Annotated in this window: 21 protein-coding genes; 7 read left to right on the top strand and 14 right to left on the bottom strand. The window is 66.5% G+C overall.

The window, feature by feature from the left end; genetic code table 11:
- The first annotated feature begins 38 nt into the window (after positions 1–38).
- Positions 39–392 (top strand): SH3 domain-containing protein, encoded by a 354-nt coding sequence (locus L6D89_RS14335; RefSeq protein ID WP_236200192.1) that lies wholly within the window; start codon positions 39–41, stop codon positions 390–392.
- A gap of 27 nt (positions 393–419) precedes the next feature.
- Here the strand turns inward: L6D89_RS14335 and L6D89_RS14340 are convergent, their stop codons facing one another.
- The 10 genes from L6D89_RS14340 to L6D89_RS14385 form a co-directional block, all read right to left on the bottom strand.
- Positions 420–1880: a mechanosensitive ion channel domain-containing protein gene (locus L6D89_RS14340; protein ID WP_236200193.1), complete on the bottom strand. Its 1461-nt coding sequence runs from the start codon at positions 1878–1880 to the stop codon at positions 420–422.
- A 61-nt stretch (positions 1881–1941) separates the two neighbouring features.
- Positions 1942–2559: a lipopolysaccharide core heptose(II)-phosphate phosphatase PmrG gene (pmrG, locus tag L6D89_RS14345; protein ID WP_236173416.1), complete on the bottom strand. Its 618-nt coding sequence runs from the start codon at positions 2557–2559 to the stop codon at positions 1942–1944.
- Positions 2560–2697: 138 nt separating this feature from the next.
- Entirely contained in the window at positions 2698–3657 is a 960-nt protein-coding gene (locus tag L6D89_RS14350) for an HlyD family secretion protein (protein WP_236200194.1), read from the bottom strand.
- Positions 3658–3864, bottom strand: coding sequence for a DUF1656 domain-containing protein (locus L6D89_RS14355; protein ID WP_045207441.1), 207 nt, complete (start codon positions 3862–3864; stop codon positions 3658–3660).
- The gene (locus L6D89_RS14360; RefSeq protein ID WP_236200195.1) at positions 3854–6019 is read right to left on the bottom strand and encodes an FUSC family protein; all 2166 of its coding nucleotides are present in this window, start codon (positions 6017–6019) and stop codon (positions 3854–3856) included. Before L6D89_RS14360 ends, L6D89_RS14355 begins: the two co-directional genes overlap by 11 nt.
- 101 nt (positions 6020–6120) lie before the next feature.
- Positions 6121–7026 (bottom strand): LysR family transcriptional regulator, encoded by a 906-nt coding sequence (locus tag L6D89_RS14365; protein WP_236173413.1) that lies wholly within the window; start codon positions 7024–7026, stop codon positions 6121–6123.
- A 208-nt stretch (positions 7027–7234) separates the two neighbouring features.
- Positions 7235–8017 carry an SDR family oxidoreductase gene (locus L6D89_RS14370; RefSeq protein WP_236200196.1) on the bottom strand — a complete coding sequence of 261 codons (783 nt, stop codon included), beginning with the start codon at positions 8015–8017 and terminating at the stop codon, positions 7235–7237.
- Between the two features lie 162 nt (positions 8018–8179).
- Positions 8180–9187: a zinc-binding dehydrogenase gene (locus tag L6D89_RS14375; protein WP_236200197.1), complete on the bottom strand. Its 1008-nt coding sequence runs from the start codon at positions 9185–9187 to the stop codon at positions 8180–8182.
- Positions 9188–9245: 58 nt separating this feature from the next.
- Entirely contained in the window at positions 9246–10049 is an 804-nt protein-coding gene (gene dkgB, locus L6D89_RS14380; protein ID WP_236200198.1) for a 2,5-didehydrogluconate reductase DkgB, read from the bottom strand.
- A 21-nt stretch (positions 10050–10070) separates the two neighbouring features.
- The gene (locus L6D89_RS14385) at positions 10071–11270 is read right to left on the bottom strand and encodes an MFS transporter (protein ID WP_236200199.1); all 1200 of its coding nucleotides are present in this window, start codon (positions 11268–11270) and stop codon (positions 10071–10073) included.
- A gap of 175 nt (positions 11271–11445) precedes the next feature.
- Here L6D89_RS14385 and L6D89_RS14390 point away from each other — a divergent pair, with 175 nt between their 5' ends.
- Positions 11446–11811 (top strand): GFA family protein, encoded by a 366-nt coding sequence (locus L6D89_RS14390; RefSeq protein WP_236173408.1) that lies wholly within the window; start codon positions 11446–11448, stop codon positions 11809–11811.
- A gap of 362 nt (positions 11812–12173) precedes the next feature.
- Here L6D89_RS14390 and L6D89_RS14395 read toward each other — a convergent pair whose 3' ends face one another.
- A complete protein-coding gene (locus L6D89_RS14395) occupies positions 12174–13628 on the bottom strand; it encodes a high affinity choline transporter 1 (protein ID WP_236173407.1) in 1455 nt (484 codons plus the stop codon).
- A gap of 381 nt (positions 13629–14009) precedes the next feature.
- Between L6D89_RS14395 and L6D89_RS14400 the strand changes: the two genes are divergently transcribed.
- The 3 genes from L6D89_RS14400 (at position 14010) to L6D89_RS14410 (ending at position 16245) form a co-directional block, all read left to right on the top strand.
- Positions 14010–14618 carry a DedA family protein gene (locus L6D89_RS14400; RefSeq protein ID WP_236200200.1) on the top strand — a complete coding sequence of 203 codons (609 nt, stop codon included), beginning with the start codon at positions 14010–14012 and terminating at the stop codon, positions 14616–14618.
- 67 nt (positions 14619–14685) lie between these two features.
- Entirely contained in the window at positions 14686–15567 is an 882-nt protein-coding gene (locus L6D89_RS14405) for a Dyp-type peroxidase (protein ID WP_236200201.1), read from the top strand.
- Between the two features lie 252 nt (positions 15568–15819).
- Entirely contained in the window at positions 15820–16245 is a 426-nt protein-coding gene (locus L6D89_RS14410) for a cupin domain-containing protein (protein WP_236200202.1), read from the top strand.
- 150 nt (positions 16246–16395) lie between these two features.
- Here the strand turns inward: L6D89_RS14410 and L6D89_RS14415 are convergent, their stop codons facing one another.
- Positions 16396–17730: an MFS transporter gene (locus L6D89_RS14415; protein WP_236200203.1), complete on the bottom strand. Its 1335-nt coding sequence runs from the start codon at positions 17728–17730 to the stop codon at positions 16396–16398.
- A 532-nt stretch (positions 17731–18262) separates the two neighbouring features.
- Between L6D89_RS14415 and quiC the strand changes: the two genes are divergently transcribed.
- Together quiC and L6D89_RS14425 are read left to right on the top strand one after the other, a co-directional pair.
- Positions 18263–20188, top strand: a complete 1926-nt coding sequence (quiC, locus tag L6D89_RS14420; RefSeq protein WP_236200204.1) for a 3-dehydroshikimate dehydratase QuiC — start codon at positions 18263–18265, stop codon at positions 20186–20188.
- Between the two features lie 101 nt (positions 20189–20289).
- Positions 20290–20958 carry a TetR/AcrR family transcriptional regulator gene (locus L6D89_RS14425; RefSeq protein WP_236173466.1) on the top strand — a complete coding sequence of 223 codons (669 nt, stop codon included), beginning with the start codon at positions 20290–20292 and terminating at the stop codon, positions 20956–20958.
- Between the two features lie 170 nt (positions 20959–21128).
- On the opposite strand, the gene L6D89_RS14430 is transcribed toward L6D89_RS14425, so the two are convergent.
- Both L6D89_RS14430 and aroQ read right to left on the bottom strand, forming a co-directional pair.
- Complete coding sequence (locus L6D89_RS14430; protein ID WP_236200205.1) at positions 21129–21977, bottom strand: shikimate dehydrogenase; 849 nt, start codon at positions 21975–21977, stop codon at positions 21129–21131.
- Positions 21974–22423, bottom strand: a complete 450-nt coding sequence (gene aroQ, locus L6D89_RS14435; protein WP_236200206.1) for a type II 3-dehydroquinate dehydratase — start codon at positions 22421–22423, stop codon at positions 21974–21976. Before aroQ ends, L6D89_RS14430 begins: the two co-directional genes overlap by 4 nt.
- Between the last annotated feature and the right edge of the window lie 41 nt (positions 22424–22464).

Consider the following 22464-nt stretch of genomic DNA (forward strand, 5'->3'; position numbering starts at 1 on the left):
GAGTAGCATGGATCGGTCCAGGGAATCGGGAGATCGCCATGCACTACGAAGTGATTCAGCGTCACCGCAGCGAGTACCCCACGCCCATCACCTTCGCCAAGGGCGCGCCGTTGTTCGTCGGCGAGCGCTACGAAGGCAGCCAGGGCTGGGAGGACTGGTATTTCTGCTCCACGCCCGGGCAGCGTGAGGGCTGGGTGCCGGCGCAGGTGTTCAACATGACCGCGCCGGGTGCCGCGGTGGCGATGGAGGACTACACCGCCCGTGAACTCGACGTCGAGGTGGGCGAGCGGCTCGAAGGCGGCCGCGAGCTGGGTGGCTGGCTCTGGTGCGTGCGTTCCGGCGGCGAGGCCGGCTGGGTGCCGCTGGACTGCCTGCAGGAAGTCAGCGCCTGACCCCGCAACGCCTGATCTGCAATCGAGTCAGGCCTTGTAGCGGCGCCCGGCGTGCTGCCTGAGCCAGGCCATCAGCCCGCGTTGCTGCACTACCGTGGGTTGCTCCACCAATAGCGCGGCGCTGGCCTTCTGGCGGAAGTCCAGCAGGCGGCCCATGGCCTCGGCAATTTCCTGGCGCGCTTCCATGCAGGGCGCCAGGGTTTCCTTGTCGAGGTAATAGGCCGCACCGTCGCTGAGGGCGGTGAATTGCGCCTGCCAGCCGGAGCCGGTGAGCACGCCGGCCTCGCCGAAGACTTCGCCCGGCCCCATGCGTCCGGCTTCGATGCTCTGGGCGTCCTGGGGCAGGGTGACGCTGACCACGCCCGAGTCGATGATCAACAGGCGGTCGCTGACATCCCCCGGCGCCAGCAGCACTTCGCCGCGCTTGAAGGGCCGGCGCTGCATGCGCTGCGCCAGCTCGTCGCGCTCCTCATCGCGCAGCGCGTCGAACAACCCCGAGCGCACCAGCAAGGCCCGCGCCCGCGAGGCGCTTTCGCGCATCGGTGCGTCGGCCTCGGCCAGCAGGTTGATGCCGGCAGCCTGCAGGTGGCGGTAGGCGAGGTCGAACAGCTGGTTGCGCACTTCGCGCTTCTCGCCCATGGCGGCGACGAAGCCACTCATTTCGTATTCCACGCCATCCGGTGCGGAGCTGCGCACGCTGACTGCCGGTGGCGGACTGGCCAGCAGGGCGCGGCAGCCGCCGAGGGCATGTTCCAGTGCCTCGATCACCTTGCGCGGGCGGATGTGCGGGCTGACCGTCAGGCTGACGCTGACCCCATACAGATTCGCCGGGCGGCTCAGGTTGAGCACCTTGGCCTTGGCGGCGAGGGAGTTGGGCACCACCGCCAGCGTGCCCTGGGAGGTCTGCAGGTAGGTGGAGCGCCAGTCGATTTCGGTGACCTTGCCCTCGACGCCGTCGATGGAGACCCAGTCGTCCAGCTGGTAGGGCTTGGTGGTGTTCAGCACGATGCCGGAGAACACGTCGCTCAGGGTGCTCTGCAGCGCCAGGCCGAGGACGATGGCGACCACTCCGGAAGTGGCCAGCAGGCCCTTCACCGGCAGCTCGAGCACGTAGCCGGCGGCAGCGATGATGGCGATGAGGAAGATCAGCGCGCCCACCACATCCTGCAGCAGCCGCCCGCCATGGCCGATGCGCTGCACCAGCAGGAAGCCCAGCACCACCGTCAGGCAGCGCGCGGCGAACAGCCACCAGATGATCTGCACGGCGGTGGCGACCATGTGGCTGGGCAGGTCGTCGGCCCAGGGCGCGGCGCGCAGTGGATTCATCCCGGCATTGAACAGCAGCAGGCTGAACAGCAGGAAACCGACCAGCCGCACGGCCAGGCGCCAATGCGGATGGGCCGAACCGACCAGCCGCCAGAGCAGCAGGTCGATCAGCAGCAGCACGGGAGCGGTGAACAGCGGGTGGCTAGTGAGCAGCGCGGGCATCGAGCCTCTCCTTGGAGCGATCGCAAGAAGATGGCACAGAATGCGCTTTCTGGCAGCGGCCTCAGCTCGGGTTGTGCGAGCCCAGCAGTTGCAGCCACTCATCGGTCTCGACTTCGCCGGCGATGCGCAGCTTCGGCTCGCTCTCGTCGAACAGTACCAGGGCGCTGCCGTACTCCGGCGTATCGGTCTCGCGCACCTTGAGGTTTTCCCGCAGCAGGTCGAAGCATTCGCTGTGGGTGACCAGCACCAGGTTGCGGTGCGCGGCCTTGTGCTCGCGGATCTGCGTGGCGAGGTCGCCGTCCTTGCAGGTGAGCAGCCAGTCCTGGCGCGCTATCGGCTGATCGAACATCAGGTCGGCGGTCTGTGCGGTGCGGTTGGCCGGGCTGCTGTAGATGTCGGTGGCGCTGAGGCCCAGGCGGGTGATGCTGTCGCCCATGCTCTGCGCCAGGGCCGCGGCGCGTGCGGTGATGCCATCGGCGGCGCCCAGGCATTGCGCGCTGGAACGGTCGCAGCGCTCCATGTGGCGCACCAGCAGGACCACACCGCCGCGGGCCCAGTTGTGGGCGAACAGGCTGCTGCTCGGTACGTCCTCCAGTGGCGAAGGCAGCGCGCGCCAGGCCACCAGGGCGAGGGTGGTGCAGGTCAGCAGGGAGACGGCCAGAAGGCGAAGGCGGGGCAAGGGGCATCCTCGTGCGGAGGCGTCCGCGCGGGATGCGGGAAGCTTTGCGCGATGCTGCACCGGGTGGGTGACAATCACGCGATGAGTTGATGACCAGGCGGTGATGAAAGTTCCGCCAGCCCATCGGAATAGCGGGGACTAGGGAGCGCTCTCGACCACGCTGACGGTGGCGGTGGTGCCGGCGCGCAGGCGGTCACGGCCCTTGTACTGCGGGTCGATGGCGATGCGTACCGGGATGCGCTGGGCCAGTTTCACCCAGGTGTAGCTCGGGTTGATATTGGCCAGCAGGCGTGCGCCCGGGGCGTTCTCGCGGTCGGTGATGGCGAAGGCGATACTCTCGACGCGGCCATCGAAGCGCTCGCCGCTCATCAGTTGCACGTTCACCGCAGCGCCTTCACGGATACGCGGCAACTTGGTTTCCTCGAAGTAGCCGCCGACATAGAAGGAATCGCTGTCCACCAGCGCCACCAGTGAGTGCCCGGCACTGGCATAGTCGCCGGCGCGGGTCAGCAGGTTGGTCACATAGCCGTTCACCGGTGCCACCACCTGGGTCCGCTCGAGGTCCAGGCGCGCCTGTTTCTGCGCGGCTTCGGCCAGGGCCACGTTGGCCTGCGCCAGGCCCAGGTTGGCCTGTTCGCGCAATAGCTGCGCCTCGGCCACGGTGACGTCGGTCTGGGCCTTTTCCCATTCTTCGTTGGAGATCGCCGAGCGCGCCTTGAGCTCCTTGCGGCGGACTTCCTCGCTCTGCCGCTGGCGCAGCAGCGCCTGATTGGCGGCGATGGCTGCCTGGGACTGGCCGAGCGCGGCTCGGGCGACTTCCACCGCGCGGTCGGCGTGCAGCACCGCCAGTTCGTAACGCGCAGGGTCGATGGTCAGCAGCAGTTCGCCCTTGCTGACGTGCTGGTTGTCCTTCACCCGCAGTTCGACGATGCGCCCGGTGACGTCCGCCGAGACCGTCACCACATCGGCGCGCACGCGCGCATCGCGAGTCCAGGGCGCGCGGGTGTAGTAGGTCCAGGCGAAGTAGCCGAGCACCAGGGCGAGTGCCACCACGGCCAGGGTGATCAGCGTCGGCAGGGCTTTGCGCAGGCTGGCCATTCAGTGCAGGGCTCCCATGAGCAGGATAAGGCCGGCGCAGATACAGGCGTAGAGCGCGCCTTCGAACAGCGCCTCGTGCCAGACCAGGCGCAGCACGCCGAGGCGGCGCAGGCTCCAGTCCAGCAGCAGGAAGATCGGCAGCGCCAGCAGCAGGGCCTGGGCGAGTGGCGGCAGGTAGACCCCGCCCAGTTCGATATCAACGGGCATGCAGCGCGGCTTCCCCTGGGTCGTCGTGGAAGGCGGTGGATTCGCCGTAGAGATCGCGGAAGCGCTCCAGCAGGTCGGCGGCCACCAGCAGCGCCACGCCGCTGACGAACAGCGGGCGCATGGCATCGCCGCTGGGGTAGTTGCCGTGGCTTTGCAGCTCGTCCAGTTCGTTGCCCAGCTCGCGCATTGCCGGCAGCACGCGGTGCAGCGGCGCGGCCGGTGGCTGGTCGAGGCAGGCGGCGAGCTCATCGAGCAGCAGCGACAGGCGGGCGCGCAGGGCTTGTGGCAGGCCGCCGGGGTTGAGGCTTTCGCGGCGCAACTGGTGCAGCACCACGCCCAGGGTCATGCTTGCCAGGCTGCACTGGAAGCGCTCGCCGGACTGCGCATCGCGCGCCGCCGGCAGTAGCCCGAGCATGATCGCCAGGCGATCGACCATCCGGCTTTCGAACAGGAAGCGCCGCGCTTCGCTGGGTTTCGACAGCAGCACCGAGCGCACCTCGGCACGGGTCCGGCGGGATTGCCGGCGCAGCCGCGCATCGGCATCGAAGGGGAACACCCAGGCGTACACCAGCAAGGCCAGCACGCCGGCGCTGACATAGCCACCGGCGAACTCGAACCATTGCAGCGAGGTGTTGATCCACGCGCCCTGGTTCTGCGGGCCGACCAGCAGGAAAGTCGACAGCCCCAGGCCGATACCGATGCCGGCGGTCTGCGGATTGGCCAGGCCGACCGCGATCACGTAGAGCAGCGGGGTGAGGAACAGTGCGAGCATCTCGAAGTCGCCGACGCTGGGCAGCAGCAGGAACTGCAGCAACGCCGCCGCCAGCAGCGCCATGGCCAGGCCGCGCATGTACGCCAGGCTGGCCATGAGTGGGCGCGGGAAGGTGGCGAGCAGGGAGCAGAGGATGCCGATCAGGATCATCCCGGCACGGGCACCGTCCCAGGCAGTTTCCACCCAGATCCAGCCGGCACAGCACAGCGCGACGAAGGCGCGAGTGGCATTCATCGCGGCCAGGTGGAAGTCCAGGTGCAGCGCATGGGCCTGGCTTTGCGGGTACGAACTGCTGCCGGGGCGGCCTTCCTGGATCGCTTCGCTCAGTTCGATCATCTCGTCCAGTTGCTGCATCAGCCGCGCCTGTTCGAAGCGCAGCGCCCAGGCCAGGGAGCGCAGCGAGGTGGGCAGGCCGTCGGCGAGTTCTTCGGCCTGCCGCGCGGCGGCGTCGAAGCGCTGGCGCAGCTGGGTGATGCGCTTGCGGGTGGCACTGGGCAGGTCGCGACCGAACTCGGCCAGCTCGGCGAGGCAGGCCAGTTCGTCCTCGCGCAGGCGCCGCACGGATTCCGGCAGCGGCCCGCTCAGGCGCGCCTCGATCAGCTTGCGCTGGCGCCGCAGGATGGCCAGCCGCGAGGTCATCAGCACCAACTGGTTGGCCAGTTGCTGCACCAGTTCGTCGGCGCCGCGCAGGCGCGGAGCGTCGAAATACAGGTGGCGGCGGAGCATTTCCAGCGCGGCGATCTCGCCCAGCAATTGCTTCTGCCGTTGCTGGAAGTCCTCCTCCAGTTCCTCGCCACGGATCACCGTGGCGGCATGAATGGCGATCAGGCGGATCAGCTGGTCGACCTTGGCGAAGTAGCCGCGCGCCACGCTTTGCGGGCGCGCGAAGAACAGGCTGACCAGGGTCACGCAGGCCACCCCCAGCAGGGTCTCGGTGACCCGGGTGATGGCCAGGGTATAGGTGGATTCGGGCGAGGGCTGGGCCAGCAGCGCGACGATCACGGCGGTAAAGCCGCTGAGCACGAAGGCGTGGGAGTAGGTGAAGCGCATCAGGGTGCCGCCGGCCGTGCAGATCGCCAGCCACAGCGCCAGGGTGACGATGAAGGGCAGCGGTGCCTGGGGGAACAGCGCCATGATGGCCACGGCGACCATGGCGCCGATGCTGGTGCCGATCACCTGGGCAAAGCTCTTCTGCAGTGTCATGCCGGCCAGCGGGGTGCTGATGATGACCACCGTCATGGTCGCCCATTTGGGCTGGTCGAGGTCCAGCAGGAACGCCAGGTATAGCGTCAGCAGCCCCGCGAGCACGGTGCGCAGGGCAAACAGCAGGGTGTCGCGGCCAGGGTGGATGATGGCGCGCAGGTACAGCAGCATGGGTGACATGCCGACTCCCTCGATCGTGGCGGGAAGACGCACGGGCGCTAGAGCGTCGCGAACCCTGTTCAGTGTGGTCGAGGTTTTCCGGCTGTGGGAATTTTCTTAGCCTAGCCGGTGGCGTGCAGGGACTGCGCCAGGCGCTCCTGGATGAAGTCGAGGAAACACTGGATGCGCAACGCCAGCTGCGAGTTGCGGTAGTACACCGCGTGGATCGGCTGGCGGCGTTCGCTGGTCAGCTCCGGCAGCACGCGCACCAGACGCCCGGCGCGGATATCGTCGCAGGTCATGAAGCTTGCCAGGCAGGCGATGCCCTGGGCGCCGATGGCCAGTTGGCGCAGGGTTTCGCCGCTGGACGCGGACAGCGACGGGGTGACCGTGAGGGTGTCCCCGCCGGCATGGCGGATCGGCCAGATGTTCAGGGCTTCCGGTTGGGTGAAGCCCAGCAGCGAGTGGCCGAGCAGCTCATCCAGGCTGGTCGGAGTGCCGTGGCGCTCCAGGTATTGCGGCGCGGCCAGCAGGTTCAGCCGGCTGCTGCCCAGGGCGCGCGCGTGCAGGCTGGAGTCGGCGAGGTGGCCGATGCGGATGGCGATGTCGGTGCTCTGCTCCAGCAGGTCGATGTTGAGGTCGTTGGTATTGAGCTGCAGCTCGATGTCCGGGTAGCGCTCGCGGAAGGCGCCGATGTGCGGGACCACGGCGTGCAGCATGAACGGCGAGGCGGCGTTGATCCGCAGGCGCCCGGCCGGGGATTGCTGGCGCAGCGCCAGGCGCTCTTCCAGGGCGTCCATCTGTTCGAGGATATGGCGGGCGTTCTCGAGGAAGAACTCGCCTTCCTCGGTCAGCTTCATGCGCCGTGTGGTGCGGTTGAGCAGGGTGGTGCCGAGCTTTTCCTCCAGCTTCGACAGCGCCCGGCTCACGGCCGATGGCGTCAGCCCCAGTTGCTCGGCGGCGGCCGTGATGGAGCCGCAGTCGATCACCGTGGCGAAGGTCTTGAGTTCGTCGGAATGGGCTTTCATCGGCGGGCCTGTTCGGGAGCGGCGGGGTGGATTCTAGAGGTTTGGTCCAGGGGGGGCGCTTTTCTGTAGGAGCGAGCTTGCTCGCGAACCGCATCGCAGCGAAGGTTGGTTCGCGAGCAAGCTCGCTCCTACAGGCTGACTTCGGTGCTTCGGTGCTTCGGTGCTTCGGTGCTTCGGTTGTCGTAGGAGCGCCAGGGTGAGGTTAGCGTCAGTACGTCCCCGGATAAGCCCCGCCATCGAGCAACAGGTTCTGCCCGGTCAGATAGCCCGCCTGGGCGCTGCACAGGAAGGCGCAGAACGCCCCGAACTCCTCGGCGCTGCCGAAGCGCCCGGCGGGGATTTCCTGCTTGCCGGCCTCCACCAGCTCCTCTTCATCGCGCCCGCTGAGCTGGGCGGCGCGCTGAAAGCCGCTGCGCAGGCGATCGGTGTCGAAGGAGCCGGGCAGCAGGCCGTTGATAGTCACGTTGTTGCCGGCTACCTGCGGCTGTCGGGCAACCCCGGCAACGAAGCCGGTGAGGCCGCTGCGCGCGCCGTTGGACAGGCCCAGGGTGGCGATGGGGGCTTTTACCGAGCCGGAGGTGATGTTGACGATACGGCCGAAGCCGCGCTCGGCCATGCCGTCGATGCAGGCCTTGATCAGCTCGATGGGGGTAAGCATATTCAGCTCCAGGGCGCGCAGCCAGTCTTCGCGCTCCCAGTCGCGGAAGTCTCCGGGCGGCGGGCCGCCGGCATTGTTGACCAGGATGTCCACCTGCGGGCAGGCGGCGAGCAGTGCGGCACGCACCTCCGGCTGGCTGATGTCGCCGGCCACTTCGCGCACTTCCACGCCCAGCTGGCGCAGTTCCGTGGCGGTAGCGGCGAGGGTGTCGACGTCACGGGCGTTGATCGCCAGGTTCACGCCTTCGCGGGCCAGCGCCAGGGCGCAGCCCTTGCCCAGGCCCTTGCTGGCGGCGCAGACCACGGCCCAGCGGCCCTTGATGCCCAGATCCATGTTGTTCTCCTGTTCATTGCGAGTCGCCGGAGCGTCCGGCATCGGTAGGAGCGGACTCCGTCCGCGATAGGCTGGTCGTGCTCCATGGTTGGCCGGAGCCGTGGCGAAACTATCGCGGACAGAGTCCGCTCCTACGCATGATCGTGCCGCGGCGCGGCGCGGTCAGGCTACGACCTTCGGTGCCGGCAGCAGACTGATCCATTTACCGGTCCCTTCGCCGGACTTCAAGCGACGCAGCGCTGCGGGCAGTTCGGCGAAGGCGAAGAACTGTTTCGCCGGCGCCTGCAACTGGCCGTTGGCGACGCCTTGCATCAGCCGCGTCGCGGCAACGTGCAGCTCCTGCCAGTCCAGCGCTTCGCCATGGGCGTGGATGCTGTTGAGCGCCACTTCGTGCAGCGAGATGGCCGTGCTGAAGGCGGGTAACGGGGCGCTTTCCTGGCGGTCCTGGATGCACACCAGGTGGCCGTTGTAGCCCAGCAGCGGGGCGAGGCCGGCGGCGTGGTTGCCGCTGACGGTATCGAAGATGCCATGCAGGCGGCGCGGGCCGAGGGCCTCACGCAGTTGCTGGGTCCACTGCCCGTCGCGATAGTCGAAGACCCCGGTGACGCCCAGTTGCAGCAGATGCTCGCGGTGTTTCGCCGAGGCCGTCACCCACACGCGCAGGCCGCGTTGCAGGGCAAGTTGCGCGAGCAGATAGCCCACCGCACCGCCGGCGCCAGTCACCAGCACGTCACGGTTGTGGCAGACCGGCAGCTTGTCCAGCGCCTGCCAGGCGGTGAGGCTGGGGCAGGGCAGGCTGGCGGCGGAGGCGTCGTCCAGCGAATCCGGTACCGGATAGACAGCACGCGCGCGCAGCAGCGTGTACTCGGCAAAGCTGCCGCCACGGGTGAGGGATTGGTGGTAGGCGACGCGGGCGCCGACGCGCAGATTCACTTCGTCGCCCACCGCCATGACGATGCCGACGCCATCCACGCCGGGCACCTGGCCCTGCTGCCAGTCGTCACGGCCCCAGTCGATCATCTTCCAGTCCACCGGGTTCAGCGCGACGGCGGTATTGGCCACCAGCACCTCGTCCGGCCCGGGCGTGGGCAACGGCAGGCGGACAGGCTTCAGGCCGTCGATACCGGCGCCGGGGGTCCAGCTCCAGGCCGAATAGTCATTTGCGCTCATGAATACTCCTTGCAAACAGCAAAGCCGCTCCGAGGAGCGGCTGTCGATCAGTGATGGATCAGTCCCAGGCCGGGGCCAGGCTTTCCGGGCTGGTGATGCGCTCGTTGCGCTCCAGCGCGGCGATGGCGGCCATGTCGGCGTCGCTCAGGCGCAGGTCGACGGCGCGCAGGTTGCCCTCCAGGTTTTCGCGCCGGGTGGACGACGGGATCACCGAATAGCCCAGTTGCATGGCCCAGGCCAGCGCCACCTGCGCTGGTGTTGCGCCGTGGCGCTGGGCGATACCGATGATCACCTCGTCGCTGAGCACCTTGCCGTAGCCCAGGGTCATGTAGGAGGTGATGTGGATGCCCTGACTCCGGGCGAACTCCACCACCTTGCGGTTCTGCAAATAGGGGTGCAGTTCCACCTGGTTGGTGGCGATCTGGCTGGCGCCGACCGCGGCGATGGCTTCCTGCATCAGGGCGATGGTGAAGTTCGACACGCCGATCTCGCCGGTCAGGCCCTGGGCCTTGGCTTCGGCCAGGGCGCCCATGAACTCGGCGACCGGTACCTGGTCCTTGGGCGATGGCCAGTGGATCAGGGTCAGCTCGACGCGCTCGGTGCGCAGTTTGTGCAGGCTGTCCTTGAGGCTGGGGATCAGCTTGTCGGCGGCGTAGTTCTCGGTCCAGATCTTGGTGGTCAGGTACAGCTGGTCACGCTTGACCTTGCTGCCGGCGATGGCCTCGCCGACGTCGGCTTCGTTGCCGTAGATCTGCGCGGTGTCGATGGCGCGGTAACCCAGTTCCAGTGCGCTGCGGATCGAATCGATGACGGTCTGGCCCTTGAGGCGGAAGGTGCCGAGGCCGAAGGCGGGAACGCTCATGGAAGAACTCCTTGTGGTCGATCAGTGAGTGGGAACCGCGCCGACGGGGCTCGGTTCCGTGGAATTGCGCCGGTCGAGGCGACCGCTCAGGGCGGTCAGGCCGAATGCGGCAAGGGTGACGACAGCGGCGATCCAGGGCGTATGGGCCAGGCCCAGGTGGCTGACCACCAGGCCGCCGGCCCAGGAACCGCCAGCCACACCGAGGTTGAACGCGGCGATGTTGAAGCCGGCGGCCACGTCCACGGCGTCCGGTGCCACGCGTTCAGCCTGTTGCACCACGTAGACCTGCAGGCCGGGCACGTTGCCGAAGGCGACGGCGCCCCAGGCGAGCACGGTCAACACCACCAGCCAGGGGTTGCCGGCGGTGAAGGTCAGCACCAGCAGCACCGACGCCAGCAGGCCGAAGATGATCTTCAGCGCACTCACCGGGCCGCGCTGGTCAGCCAGGCGGCCGCCCCAGATATTGCCGATGGCCACCGAGACACCGTAGGCCAGGAGCACGGCGCCGACCATGTTCGGGCTGAAGCCGGCGAGGTCCTGGAGGATCGGCGCGAGGAAGGTAAAGGCGATCAGCGAGCCGCCATAGCCCACCGCGGTCATCGCGTAGACCAGCAGCAGGCGCGGCTGCAGCAGCACGCGGGCCTGGCGCAGCAGCGGAGCCGGCGGGGTGTGCTGGATGTTCTTCGGCACGAACAGCAGGCTGCCGAGCAGGGCGACCACGCCAAAGGCGGCCACCACCAGGAAGGTCACGCGCCAGCCCAGATGCTGGCCGATGAAGGTGCCCAGCGGAATGCCGGTGACGAAGGCGACGGTCATGCCGCTGAACATGGTGGCGATGGCGCTGGCGGCCTTGTCCTTGCTCACCAGGTTGGTGGCGATGATCGAACCGACCGAGAAGAACACGCCGTGGGCCAGGCCGGTGAGGATGCGCGCGACGATCAGCGATTCGTAGCTGGGTGCCTGCCAGGCCACCAGGTTGCCGACGGTGAACAGCGCCATCAGGCCGACCAGCAACGCCTTGCGCGGGATGCGCCCGGTCATGGCGGTGAGCAGCGGTGCGCCAATGGCAACGCTCAGGGCGTAGAGGCTGACCAGCAGGCCGGCGGAGGGCAGGGTGACGTCCAGGTCGCTGGCGATGGTGGGGATCAGGCCGACGATGACGAACTCCGTGGTGCCGATGGCGAATGCGCTGAGTGTCAGTGCCAGGAGAGCGAGGGGCATGCTGGGGCTCCGGTCGAATGGGGATGCGATGGGAGCATTGTCCGGAAGTCGGCCCTTGAGAAAAACGCGGCAAACGACAAAGGATAGTTGATCGCAGCTCACGAATCGGGGCGCGAATCAGTGAGCGGCTATGCTGCTCGCACTCATCGGCATGCATCCATCAGGAAGATCAGCCATGCATTACACCGGTACTTGCCACTGCGGCGCGGTGGCCTTTGCATTCGACGCGGAGCTCGATGAACTGGTGCGCTGCGACTGCTCGCTGTGCGGCAAGCGCAATGCGCTGATGGCAACCGTGGCAAAGGACAGCTTCCGCCTGACCCGCGGCGATCAGGCCTTGCGCCTGTATCGCTGGAACAGCGGCGTGGCCCTGCATTACTTCTGCGGGGCGTGCGGAATCTATGTCTACCACCAGCGCCGCAGCAACCCGGCGCTGCTCAGCGTGAATGCCTGTTGCATCGACGGCCTGGACCCCGAGTCGATCCCGACGCGACGGGTGGACGGCAAGAGCATGACTACCGTCGCCGGCCCCGGCCTGTAGGAGCGAGCTTGCTCGCGAACCTGGCCTCGCAGCGGGGCTGTTCGCGAGCAAGCTCGCTCCTACAATTGAGGCCCCGCTGGAGGGCATCCGAGGGGCGCGTTGTTGCCATCCTGCGCCACGGCCCACAAAAAAACGCACGCGACGGGTGGACGGCAAGAGCATGAGTACCGTCGCCGGCCCTGGCCTGTAGGAGCGAGCTTGCTCGCGAACCTGGCTTCGCAGCGGGGGCGTTCGCGAGCAAGCTCGCTCCTACAATGGGGCATCGCTGGGGGTTCATCCGTGGGGCGCGTCGTTGCCATCCTGGGCAATGCCCACAAAAAAGCCCCGCATGAGGCGGGGCTTCTTCTTCATCTATTACGCGATCAGTTGGCGGCGGCTGCGGCGGCCATGTCCGAGACGCTTTCGCCACGGTGCGCGCTGAACTGCGGTGCCAGCGAGCCGATGATCATGCCGATGGCGCTGCAGATCAGGCCCACCAGTTGCGGCGGCCAGAAGTCGCCTTCCTGGTGGCCCAGTTCCAGCGACACCCAGCCGATCAGGCCGCAGGCGATGGCAGTCAGGGCGCCCTGGGTGGTGGCGCGTTTCCAGAACAGGCCGAAGAACAGCGGCACCACGGCGGCGACCAGGGTCACCTTGTAGGCGTTGCCGACCATCTCGTAGATGCTGGCGTTGGACAGCAGGGCGAACAGGCAGGTGGCGACGGTCATCGCCAGTACGCTGCAACGCATGGCCAGCAGGGCCTGGCGGTCGTTCATGTTGGGCAGGAAGTGCTTGACGATGTTCTCGGTCAGGGTCACCGACGGGGCCAGCAGGGCGCCGGAAGCGGACGACATGATGGCCGAGAGCAGGGCGCCGAAGAACATGATCTGGGCGAACAGCGGGGTACGTTCCAGGATCAGATGCGGCAGGATCTGCTGGGAATCTTCGGCCAGCCAGTGCTTGACCATCTCCGGCTCGATCATCGAAGCGGCATAGATCAGGAAGATCGGCAGCATGCAGAACACCAGGTAGCAGCAGGCACCGGTCATGGTGGCGCGCTGGGCGATCTTCTCGGTCTTGGCCGACATCACGCGGGCATACACGTCCTGCTGCGGGATGGAGCCGAACATCATCGTCACCGCCGCGCCGAGGAAGGCCACGATGTCCTTCGCCGAGGTGCCGTGGAGGAAGGTGAACTTGCCTTCGCTCGCGGCGTGGCTGATCACGTTGACCGGGCCGCCGGCCATGTCGCCGATCAGCCAGACGAGGTAGAACAGGCCGCAGACGATGATGATCATCTGCAGGAAGTCGGTCAGGGCCACCGACCACATGCCGCCGAACAGGGTGTGCAGCAGGACGATGATGGTGCCGATGATCATGCCCTGGGTGGTGGTCAGGCCACCGTCGGAGAGCACGCTGAAGACCACGCCCAGCGCGGTGATCTGCGCGGCGACCCAGCCCATGTAGGAAATGATGATCACCAGGCTGGTGAAGATTTCCACGTGCTGGCCGAAGCGCTTGCGGAAGAAGTCACCGATGGTGAGCAGATTGAGGCGGTACAGCGGGCGGGCGAAGACCACGCCGACCAGCATCAGGCAGCCGAAGGAGCCGAAGGGGTCTTCAATGATCCCGGCGAAGCCTTCTTCGAGGAAGGTGGCGGGAATCCCCAGCACGGCTTCGGAGCCGAACCAGGTGGCGAACACCATGGTCACGACGAGGGGGAAGGACATGCTACGACCGGCGGCCGCGTAGTCCGAGGAGTTGTGCACGCGGGTGGTGGCGTAGAAACCGACAGCTACGGTGATCACCAGATACACCGCTACAAACCAGATCAGCATTTGTTCGTTCCGTTGGCTCGCCGGGAACCGTACTGCCGAGACGAAACTCGGGCAGGTGGGCCACGACTGACAAAGTTGTTTTTGTTGGGTTGCGCGGCCGAGGTCATCCGGTGCACCAGGCAGTGGAGCCGGAAAAACGTAACCAGTTGCGACAACGGGCCGCAGTCTGCCAAATCCGTTAAATATGTCAAACACTTGAATCGTTCATGAGCGAAAAAAATTACATCCTTAGACGAATGGTGTAGCTAAAGGATTGATTTGATTGGTTGCTAACGATCTTTGCTGACTGTTTAGTCGTTTATTTTTTACAGTCGATGTTCGATAAGCAGAACATTCGCCAAGCCGCTAGGCTGTTGGCACGGCACGCTTTCAAGGACCCGCATGTTCGAGCACTTCGATCTCGCGCAACTGCTTTCCAGCTATGGCTATCTGGCCCTGTTCATCGGCTGCCTGCTGGAAGGCGAAACCATCCTCATCCTCGCCGGCCTCGCCGCTCACCAGGGATTGCTCGGTTATGCGCCAGTGGTGTTCTGGGCAACCCTGGCCGGCACCCTGGGCGACCAGTTGCTCTACTGGAGCGGCCGGCGCGCCGGTGATCGTGCAGTGCCCTGGCTGCAACGCCGTGGCCTGGCCATCGAACGGGTTACCGGGCTGATCGAGCGGCACCCCATGCTGGCGATCTTTTCCGTGCGCTTTCTCTATGGCATGCGCCTGGCCGGGCCGCTGCTGATCGGTGCAAGTCGGGTAGGGCCGCTGCGCTTTCTGCTGATCAACCTGCTCGGCGCCTTCTGCTGGGCGCTGATCTTCGCCAGTGCCGGCTACTGGGCCGGCGAAGTGCTGGAGCGCTGGCTCGGCAACCTGCGGCCGTACCGCCTGCCGATCTTCCTCGCGGTGCTGGTGCTGGTCGGTGGGCTGGAGTTGTGGCGGCGCCATCGACAGCGGCGCAAGGCACATTCGCCCGAGTCGCGGGAAAGATTGCACAGGCCTTGATGCAGAGCGGTTTGGATTCCCGCGCGAGGCGATTAGAATCGCCGCTCTTTCGTTCAAGGACGCTGTCATGAGCCTTTACCAGCCCGGCATTCTCGCCACCCCGGTTCCCGCCCACGCCCGCCACCTGTTCTTCGATCTGAAGTCGCTGCAGGACCTGCCCGCCGCGCTGGATCGGCTGATGCAGTTCGCCGATGGCGCGCGCGCGGTAGTCGGCTTTGGCGAGTCGCTGGTGCGCGCGCTGGGCCGCCACGTCGAGGGGCTGCGCGAGTTCCCGGCGATCTCCGGCGTGGGCGTCGACAACCCGTCCACCCCGCATGCACTGTGGGTCTGGCTGCGTGGTGACGAGCGCGGCGAGTTGCTGCTGCGCACCCAGGAACTCCAGTCCCTGCTGGCACCGGCGCTGGAGCTGACCAGCCTGACCGAGGCCTTCCGCCATGGCAGCGGCCACGACCTGACCGGCTACGAGGACGGCACCGAGAATCCGCAGGATGACGATGCCATCGCCGCTGCCATCGTCGAAGGTGCCACGGGCCTGGCTGGCGGCAGCTTTGCTGCGATCCAGCAATGGCGCCACCAGTTGCAGGACTTCGCCGCGCTGCCGCAGCACGAGCGCGACGACATCATGGGCCGCCGCCTGAGCGACAACGAGGAACTGGACGACGCGCCGGAATCCGCCCACGTCAAGCGCACTGCCCAGGAGAGCTTCGACCCCGAAGCCTTCATCGTGCGCCGCTCCATGCCCTGGACCCAGGGCCAGGACGCCGGGCTGATGTTCCTCGCCTTTGGCTGCACGCTGGATGCCTTCGAGGTGCAGTTGCGCCGCATGAGCGGCCTGGAAGACGGCATCACCGACGCGTTGTACCGCTTCAGCCGCCCGCTCACCGGCGGCTACTACTGGTGCCCGCCGTGCAAGGACGGGCTGCTGGACCTGAGCGCGCTGCTCGGCTGATCCGCCGCTGTCCCCGAGAGCCCCGCCAGTGTGCGGGGCTTTTTTGTGGGCGCTGGCACGCTGCTTCGCGAGCAGGCTCGCTCCTGCAGAAGAGCCTCGGGGTAACCCTTGTAGGAGCGAGCTTGCTCGCGAACTGCACGGCACCGCCCCCCGATGCAATGGCCCCCCGATCTTCGGCGAAATTGGCTGTTGGTCCGCCACACCCCGAGGCGTAGCGTGAACCCCACGTTCCCACTGCCCGAGGTACCCGCCATGCCCACATCCACGCCCCTGAAACTCCTGTTCGCCGGCCTCGGCCTCGGCCTGGCCCTGAGCCTGCCGGTATTCGCCCACGGCGATGGCGGCAATCCCGAGAAGATCGAAGTCCAGCAGGAGCAGAAGCTTCCCGACGCGGCTGGCAAGAAGGGCCTGATGATCACCGTCGCCTACGAGCCGGGCCAGTCCTCCGGCGCCCACGTGCACAGCGGCTCGGTGTTCGCCTACGTGCTCGAGGGTGCGGTGATCTCCCAGCTGGAAGGGCAGAAACCGGTGACCTACCAGGCCGGCCAGTCCTGGTACGAGGCGCCGAACACGCCGCACCTGGTGTCGCGCAACGCCAGCGACAAGAAGCCGGCCAAGCTGCTGGTGTGGATGCTGCTGGACGAAGGCGCGCCGGTGCTGACGCCGCTGAAGCAGTAGGCGCAAAACGCAGAGCCCCGCCGATTGGCGGGGTTCTGCCTTAAGGTCCGGGGAGGAATTCGTAGGGCGCATAACGCGCCAGCGTTATCCGCCGCTGGAATGCCCGGCGGATAAGCCGTTCCAGGTTATGCGTCCTACGCAGGCTGAGGGTCACTCCGCCGCGCCGGGCACCTTGCGTGGGGCCATGAAGAACATCCAGGCCAGCGCGAGGAAATACATGGTCGGGATGATGGTGAAGAGGATCGCGTAGTTGTTGTGGGTGACGGTGAGGATGTAGCCAACGATCTGCGTCATGAACATCCCGCCAATCGCCGCGAACATGCCGCCAAAACCGAATACCGTGCTCATCAGGTGCTTGGGCGTGTAGTCCATCACCAGGCTCCATATATTCGCCGTCCACGCCTGGTGCGCGCCCACGCCCAGGGCGATGGCGGCCACGGCGATCCAAAGGCCGCTGGCCTTGGCGGCGAAGATCACGCCGATGATCGCGCAGGCGCAGATGAACATCGACAGCAGGCGCGCATGGATGGAGTTCATGCCGCGGCCGATCAGCCAGGACGAAAGGATGCCGCCGCCAATGCTGCCGAAGTCCGCGGTCAGCCAGATCAGCATCAGCGGTATGCCCATCTGCGTGACGCTGATGCCCAGGCCATATTGCTGGTTGAGGAACGGCGGCAGCCAGTACAGGTAGAACCAGAACACCGGTGCGGTCAGCGAGTAGGCCAGGGCGAAGGCCCAGGTGCCGCGCATGCGCAGTACGGCAGTGAACGGCACGCGCTCGGCCGGCGGTTCGTCGGCTTCCTGGATGTAGTCCAGCTCGCTCTGCCTGACCGTCGGGTGTTCTTCGGGGTTGAAGTACTTCAGGCTCCACAGCACCACCCAGACAAAGCCGAGCGCGCTCATGCACAGGAAAGCCGCCTGCCAGCCCCAGGCCGCGAGGATCAGCGGCAGCAGGGCGGGGGTGACCATGGCACCGACGTTGGTGCCGGCATTGAAGATGCCGGTGGCCATGGCCCGTTCGCCGGCCGGGAACCACAGGCGCGTGGTCTTCACGCAGGCCGGATAGTTGGCCGCTTCGGTCAGGCCGAGGATGAAGCGGCAGACCATGAAGCCAGCCGCCGAGCTGGCCAGGCCGTGGGCGCCGGTGGCAAAGCTCCACAGCAGCACGGCGAAGAAGAACGCGCGCTTCACGCCGATACGGTCGATCAGCCGGCCCTGCAGCACGAAGCCGATGGCGTAGCCGACCTGGAACCAGAAGTTGATGTTGGCGTAATCCATGGCCGTCCAGGCCATCTTCTCGGCGAGCACGGGTTGCATCACGCCCAGTGCGGCGCGGTCGATGTAGTTCAGGGTGGTGGCGAAGAACACCAGGGCGAGCATGCCCCAGCGCACCTTGCCGACGGCCATGGCGCCACGCACCTTGGCGAAAATGGAGGAACCGTGCGGAGCGACCGCAGCGAGGGGAGCGGATTGCGACTGGATCATGATCGGGCCATCCGTTATCGGGCTGACGCGCAGCCTCGGGAATTATTGTCGTGCCGCAGGCGTCCCGCTCCACCGCCAATCGGCGGGAGTTGCAGGAAGTGACGTGCGGTGGCTGGCGAAAATCAGTGCGCGCGGCGGTGGCCGAGCAGCCTGCACAGACCCGGCATCAGGCGCGCCAGGAGGGTCTGGCGGTGGGGAATGGAGGCGGCGAGGCGAGGGTGAGGTACGTACATGAGCATTTACCCGTTCTTGAAATTGTTATGGATGACACGCAGGCCATCTCGCAGCGGCTGCCGTGGTTCCAGGGATTGAGGCAGGTCCCCGGGGAGCCGGATTGCGTCGACGTGGCTAAATCTTGAGCAGCGCCCGAAACAGCGTCAATTCGATAAACGGCCTTTGGTTCGGTAATCGAACACAAAACTAACCAGTTAGTACACTTTAAATTGCTGCCGGCCCGGACCGCCAGAATAATCAGACTCAGCCGGAGACCGATTCCAACAAGCCCCTCACACCGCCCGGCAGGAGTCCACCGATGCAACGTTCGATCGCCACCGTTTCCCTGAGCGGAACCCTGCCGGACAAGCTCGAAGCCATCGCCGCCGCCGGTTTCGACGGCGTGGAAATCTTCGAGAACGATCTTCTCTACCATGGCGGCAGCCCGCGCGAGGTGCGCCGCCTGTGCGCCGACCTGGGGCTGGCGATCACCCTGTTCCAGCCGTTCCGCGATTTCGAGGGCTGCCGCCGCGATCGCCTGCCGCGCAACCTCGACCGCCTGGAGCGCAAGTTCGACCTGATGCAGGAGCTGGGCACCGACCTGGTGCTGATGTGCAGCAACGTTGCCGCCGACGCCCTGGGCGAACGCGAATTCCTCCTCGAAGACCTCGGCCTCGCCGCCGAACGTGCCGGCGCCCGTGGCTTGCGCGTGGGCTACGAAGCCCTGGCCTGGGGTCGCCACGTGAACACCTGGCAGCAGGTCTGGGACCTGGTGCGCGAGCTGAACCACCCGGCGCTGGGCGTGATCCTCGACAGCTTCCACACCCTCTCGCTGAAGGGCGACCCGGCCGGCATCGCGCAGATTCCGGGGGAGAAGATCTTCTTCGTGCAGATGGCCGACGCGCCGATCCTGGCCATGGATGTGCTGGAGTGGAGCCGGCACTTCCGCAACTTCCCCGGTCAGGGCGAATTCGACCTGCCGGGCTTCCTCGCGCCGATCCTCAAGAGTGGCTATCGCGGGCCGCTGTCGCTGGAAATCTTCAACGACGGCTTCCGCGCCGCGCCGCCGCGCGCCAATGCCGCCGATGGCCTGCGTTCGCTGCTGTATCTCGAGGAGAAGACCCGCACGCGCCTGCTCGGTGAAGGCATGCCGCAGGAACAACTGGACTGCCTGTTCTCGCCGCCACCGGCCAGCCAGCTGGATGGCGTGGAGTTCCTCGAATTCGCCGTCGACGAAGCCCTTGGCGCGCGCCTGGGCAACTGGCTGGAGCGCCTGGGCTTCGCTCGCGCCGGCGAACACCGCTCCAAGGCGGTGAGCCTGCTGCGCCAGGGCGATATCAACATCGTGCTCAACGCAGAACCCTATTCCTTCGGCCACAGCTTCTTCGAGGCCCACGGCCCGTCGCTGTGCGCCACCGCGTTGCGCGTGCGCAATGCCGCCAGCGCCCTGGAGCGTGCGCAGGGTTACAAGGGTCAGCCGTATCGCGGGCTGGTCGGCCCCAACGAGCGGGAGATTCCTGCGGTGCGTGCGCCGGATGGCAGCCTGATCTACTTGGTTGAAGAGCACCTGGTGGAAGAGCGCGCCAGCGGGCAGACCCTCTATGACGTGGATTTCCGTCTCGACCCGGAGGCGAAACCCAGTGGCCAGTTGCAGCGCATCGACCATATGGCCATGGCGTTGCCGGCAGACGGGCTGGACAGCTGGGTGCTGTTCTACAAGAGCCTGTTCGACTTCGAGGCCGACGACGAAGTGGTGCTGCCCGACCCCTACGGCCTGGTGAAAAGCCGCGCACTGCGCAGTGCCAACGGCAGCGTGCGGTTGCCGCTGAACATCTCGGAGAATCGCAACACCGCCATCTCCCATGCGCTGTCCAGTTATCGCGGCTCCGGCGTGCACCACATCGCCTTCGCCTGCGAGGACATCTTCGCCGAGGTGGCGCGGGCCAAGGACGCCGGCGTGCCGCTGCTGGAAATCCCGCTCAACTACTATGACGACCTCGCCGCTCGCTTCGACTTCGACGACGAATTCCTCAGCGAACTGGCCTACTTCAACGTGCTCTACGACCGCGATGCCAACGGCGGCGAGCTGTTCCATGTCTATACCGAACCATTCGAGGGGCGCTTCTTCTTCGAGATCATCCAGCGTCGCGGCGGCTATGCGGGATACGGCGCAGCCAACGTCGCCGTGCGCCTGGCGGCGATGGCCCAGGCGCGCAACGGCACCACACGGCGGCCGAAGGTCTGAGCTGGCGAGCTTTGCCTGAAGGGCGCGCGGGCGCGCATAATCCGCGCATCCCTTCACCGCACAGCCGGCGCTCTGGCGCCGGCGGACCGATGCCCAAGCCCATGACTGCCGACAGCGCCACCCAGCCGATTCCCGCCGAAACCGCCCGCCGGGGGCGCAAGAACAACCCGGAGAAGACCCGCGAGGACATTCTCCAGGCGGCCATCGTCGAGTTCGTCCAGCAGGGCCTTTCCGGCGCGCGGGTGGACGCCATCGCCGAGCGCATGAACACCTCGAAGCGGATGATCTACTACTACTTCGGCAGCAAGGAACAGCTCTACCAGGCGGTGCTGGAGAAGCTCTACGGCGACATCCGCGGTACCGAGCAGACGCTGCACCTGGCCGAGCTGGAGCCGCTGGAGGCCATGCGCCGGCTGGTGGATTTCACCTTCGACCACCACGACCGCAACGTCGATTTCGTGCGCATCGTCAGCATCGAGAACATCCACTACGGTCAGTTCGCTTCCGGCTCGGAAGCGATCCGCTCGATGAACAGCAACATTCTGCGCACCATCGAGGACATCCTCCAGCGTGGTGCCGCCAGCGGCGCCTTCCGCGACGGCCTGCCGGCCATCGACGTGCACATGCTGATCAGTGGGTTCTGCTTCTATCGGGTGTCCAACCGCCATACCGTCGGCTCGCTGTTCCAGGTCGAGCTGGAAGACCCGGTGATCAAGGCGCGGCACAAGGAGATGATCGTCGAGGCGGTGTTGCGCTACGTGCAGCCCTAGGCCAGCAGGATTCGGAGCGGGGATCGTTCGCGAGCAAGCTCGCTCCTACGGGAACCGCTCGATTTAAGGTCAGGTGTAGGAGCGGACTCCGTCCGCGATGTGCCATCGGCCTGTTCCGAGCGGCCGGGAATCGATCGCGGACGGAGTCCGCTCCTACGCGCTTTGTAAACTCACATCGTCGCGAAATGCGCCAGCATCCGCTCAGCGTTCGCCTTCACGCCACTGAACAGCTCGAACGCCTTCACCGCCTGGAACACCGCCATATTGCCGCCATTCAGCGTGCGGCAGCCCAGGCTGCGGGCGTGGCGGAGCAGTTCGGTCTCCAGCGGGAAGTAGATGATCTCCGCCACCCACAGGCCCGCGTGCAGCAACTCCAGCGGCAGCGGCGCGCCGGGCAGCTTGGCCATGCCGACGGGCGTGGTGTTGACCAGCCCGTCCGCTTCGGCGACCGCGCCGGCCAGGTCATGACCAACCCGCGCGCGCTGTCCGCCGAAGTGCGCGTTGAGGTTGTCCACCAATGCCTGGGCGCGGGCCGAATCCACTTCGAATATCGTCAGTTGTCCAACGCTTTCGCTGAGCAGCGCATGGGCCACCGCAGCGCCCGCGCCGCCGGCGCCCAATTGCACCACGCGTTCGCGCGGCGCATCGCTGAGGTTGCGTCGGAAGCCTTCGGCAAAACCCAGGCAGTCGGTGTTGTGGCCGATGCGCTTGCCATCGCGCAGCACCACGGTATTCACCGCGCCGATGCCGCGTGCCTCATCGGAGAGTTCGTGCAGCAGCGGAATCACCGCCTGCTTGCACGGAAACGTAATGTTCAGCCCGGTGTAGCCCATGCGCTCGGCGGCGGCCAGCAGGTCGGGCAGGGCACCCGGGTCGACGCCCAGGGTGTCCAGGTCGATCAACCGGTAGAGGTAGCGAAAACCCTGGGCGTCGCCTTCCCGTTCATGCAGTGCCGGAGTGCGCGAAGCCTGAATGCCGGCGCCGATCAGGCCGGCCAGGACGGTGCGGTGCTCGCTCATCGGGCTCGCTCCTGCAGCAGCTTGGTGAAGTGCTGGATGCCGGCGCGGTAACCATCGCTGCCAAGCCCGGCAATTACGCCCACGGCAATAGCGGAAACGAGCGAGTGGTGGCGGAACTCTTCCCGCTTGTGCACGTTGGACAGGTGCACTTCGATCACCGGCAACTCCACGGCAGCCAGCGCATCACGGATCGCCACCGAGGTGTGGGTCCAGGCGGCAGGATTGATCAGGATGCCGGCACAGCGGCCGCGCGCCTGGTGAATCCAGTCGATCAGTTGGCCTTCATGGTTGGTCTGGCGGAAGTCGATTTCCAGGCCGCTTTCGGCACCCGTGTGCTGGCAAAGCACGGCGATGTCGTCGAGGGTTTCGTGGCCGTAGGTGGCCGGCTCACGGGTGCCGAGCAGGTTGAGGTTCGGCCCGTTGAGCACGAGCAGAGTGTGAGGCATGGGGAATGGCTCCGTTGTTCTTGTATGGCCGTGATTGAAAG

This window comes from Pseudomonas pseudonitroreducens, from assembly GCF_021603645.1.
Taxonomy (GTDB): domain Bacteria; phylum Pseudomonadota; class Gammaproteobacteria; order Pseudomonadales; family Pseudomonadaceae; genus Pseudomonas; species Pseudomonas pseudonitroreducens.

Excerpts from the sequence above, each read along its gene's own strand:
- L6D89_RS14375 (WP_236200197.1), bottom strand. The coding sequence starts at position 9,187 with ATGAGCGCAAATGACTATTCGGCCTGGAGCTGGACCCCCGGCGCCGGT.
- L6D89_RS14395 (WP_236173407.1), bottom strand. The coding sequence starts at position 13,628 with ATGCTGATCTGGTTTGTAGCGGTGTATCTGGTGATCACCGTAGCTGTC.
- L6D89_RS14370 (WP_236200196.1), bottom strand. The coding sequence starts at position 8,017 with ATGGATCTGGGCATCAAGGGCCGCTGGGCCGTGGTCTGCGCCGCCAGC.
- L6D89_RS14335 (WP_236200192.1), top strand. The coding sequence starts at position 39 with ATGCACTACGAAGTGATTCAGCGTCACCGCAGCGAGTACCCCACGCCC.
- L6D89_RS14410 (WP_236200202.1), top strand. The coding sequence starts at position 15,820 with ATGCCCACATCCACGCCCCTGAAACTCCTGTTCGCCGGCCTCGGCCTC.
- quiC (WP_236200204.1), top strand. The coding sequence starts at position 18,263 with ATGCAACGTTCGATCGCCACCGTTTCCCTGAGCGGAACCCTGCCGGAC.
- L6D89_RS14360 (WP_236200195.1), bottom strand. The coding sequence starts at position 6,019 with ATGTCACCCATGCTGCTGTACCTGCGCGCCATCATCCACCCTGGCCGC.
- L6D89_RS14430 (WP_236200205.1), bottom strand. The coding sequence starts at position 21,977 with ATGAGCGAGCACCGCACCGTCCTGGCCGGCCTGATCGGCGCCGGCATT.
- L6D89_RS14405 (WP_236200201.1), top strand. The coding sequence starts at position 14,686 with ATGAGCCTTTACCAGCCCGGCATTCTCGCCACCCCGGTTCCCGCCCAC.
- L6D89_RS14425 (WP_236173466.1), top strand. The coding sequence starts at position 20,290 with ATGACTGCCGACAGCGCCACCCAGCCGATTCCCGCCGAAACCGCCCGC.
- dkgB (WP_236200198.1), bottom strand. The coding sequence starts at position 10,049 with ATGAGCGTTCCCGCCTTCGGCCTCGGCACCTTCCGCCTCAAGGGCCAG.
- L6D89_RS14390 (WP_236173408.1), top strand. The coding sequence starts at position 11,446 with ATGCATTACACCGGTACTTGCCACTGCGGCGCGGTGGCCTTTGCATTC.
- L6D89_RS14365 (WP_236173413.1), bottom strand. The coding sequence starts at position 7,026 with ATGAAAGCCCATTCCGACGAACTCAAGACCTTCGCCACGGTGATCGAC.
- aroQ (WP_236200206.1), bottom strand. The coding sequence starts at position 22,423 with ATGCCTCACACTCTGCTCGTGCTCAACGGGCCGAACCTCAACCTGCTC.
- L6D89_RS14415 (WP_236200203.1), bottom strand. The coding sequence starts at position 17,730 with ATGATCCAGTCGCAATCCGCTCCCCTCGCTGCGGTCGCTCCGCACGGT.
- L6D89_RS14340 (WP_236200193.1), bottom strand. The coding sequence starts at position 1,880 with ATGCCCGCGCTGCTCACTAGCCACCCGCTGTTCACCGCTCCCGTGCTG.
- L6D89_RS14350 (WP_236200194.1), bottom strand. The coding sequence starts at position 3,657 with ATGGCCAGCCTGCGCAAAGCCCTGCCGACGCTGATCACCCTGGCCGTG.
- L6D89_RS14400 (WP_236200200.1), top strand. The coding sequence starts at position 14,010 with ATGTTCGAGCACTTCGATCTCGCGCAACTGCTTTCCAGCTATGGCTAT.
- L6D89_RS14355 (WP_045207441.1), bottom strand. The coding sequence starts at position 3,864 with ATGCCCGTTGATATCGAACTGGGCGGGGTCTACCTGCCGCCACTCGCC.
- L6D89_RS14385 (WP_236200199.1), bottom strand. The coding sequence starts at position 11,270 with ATGCCCCTCGCTCTCCTGGCACTGACACTCAGCGCATTCGCCATCGGC.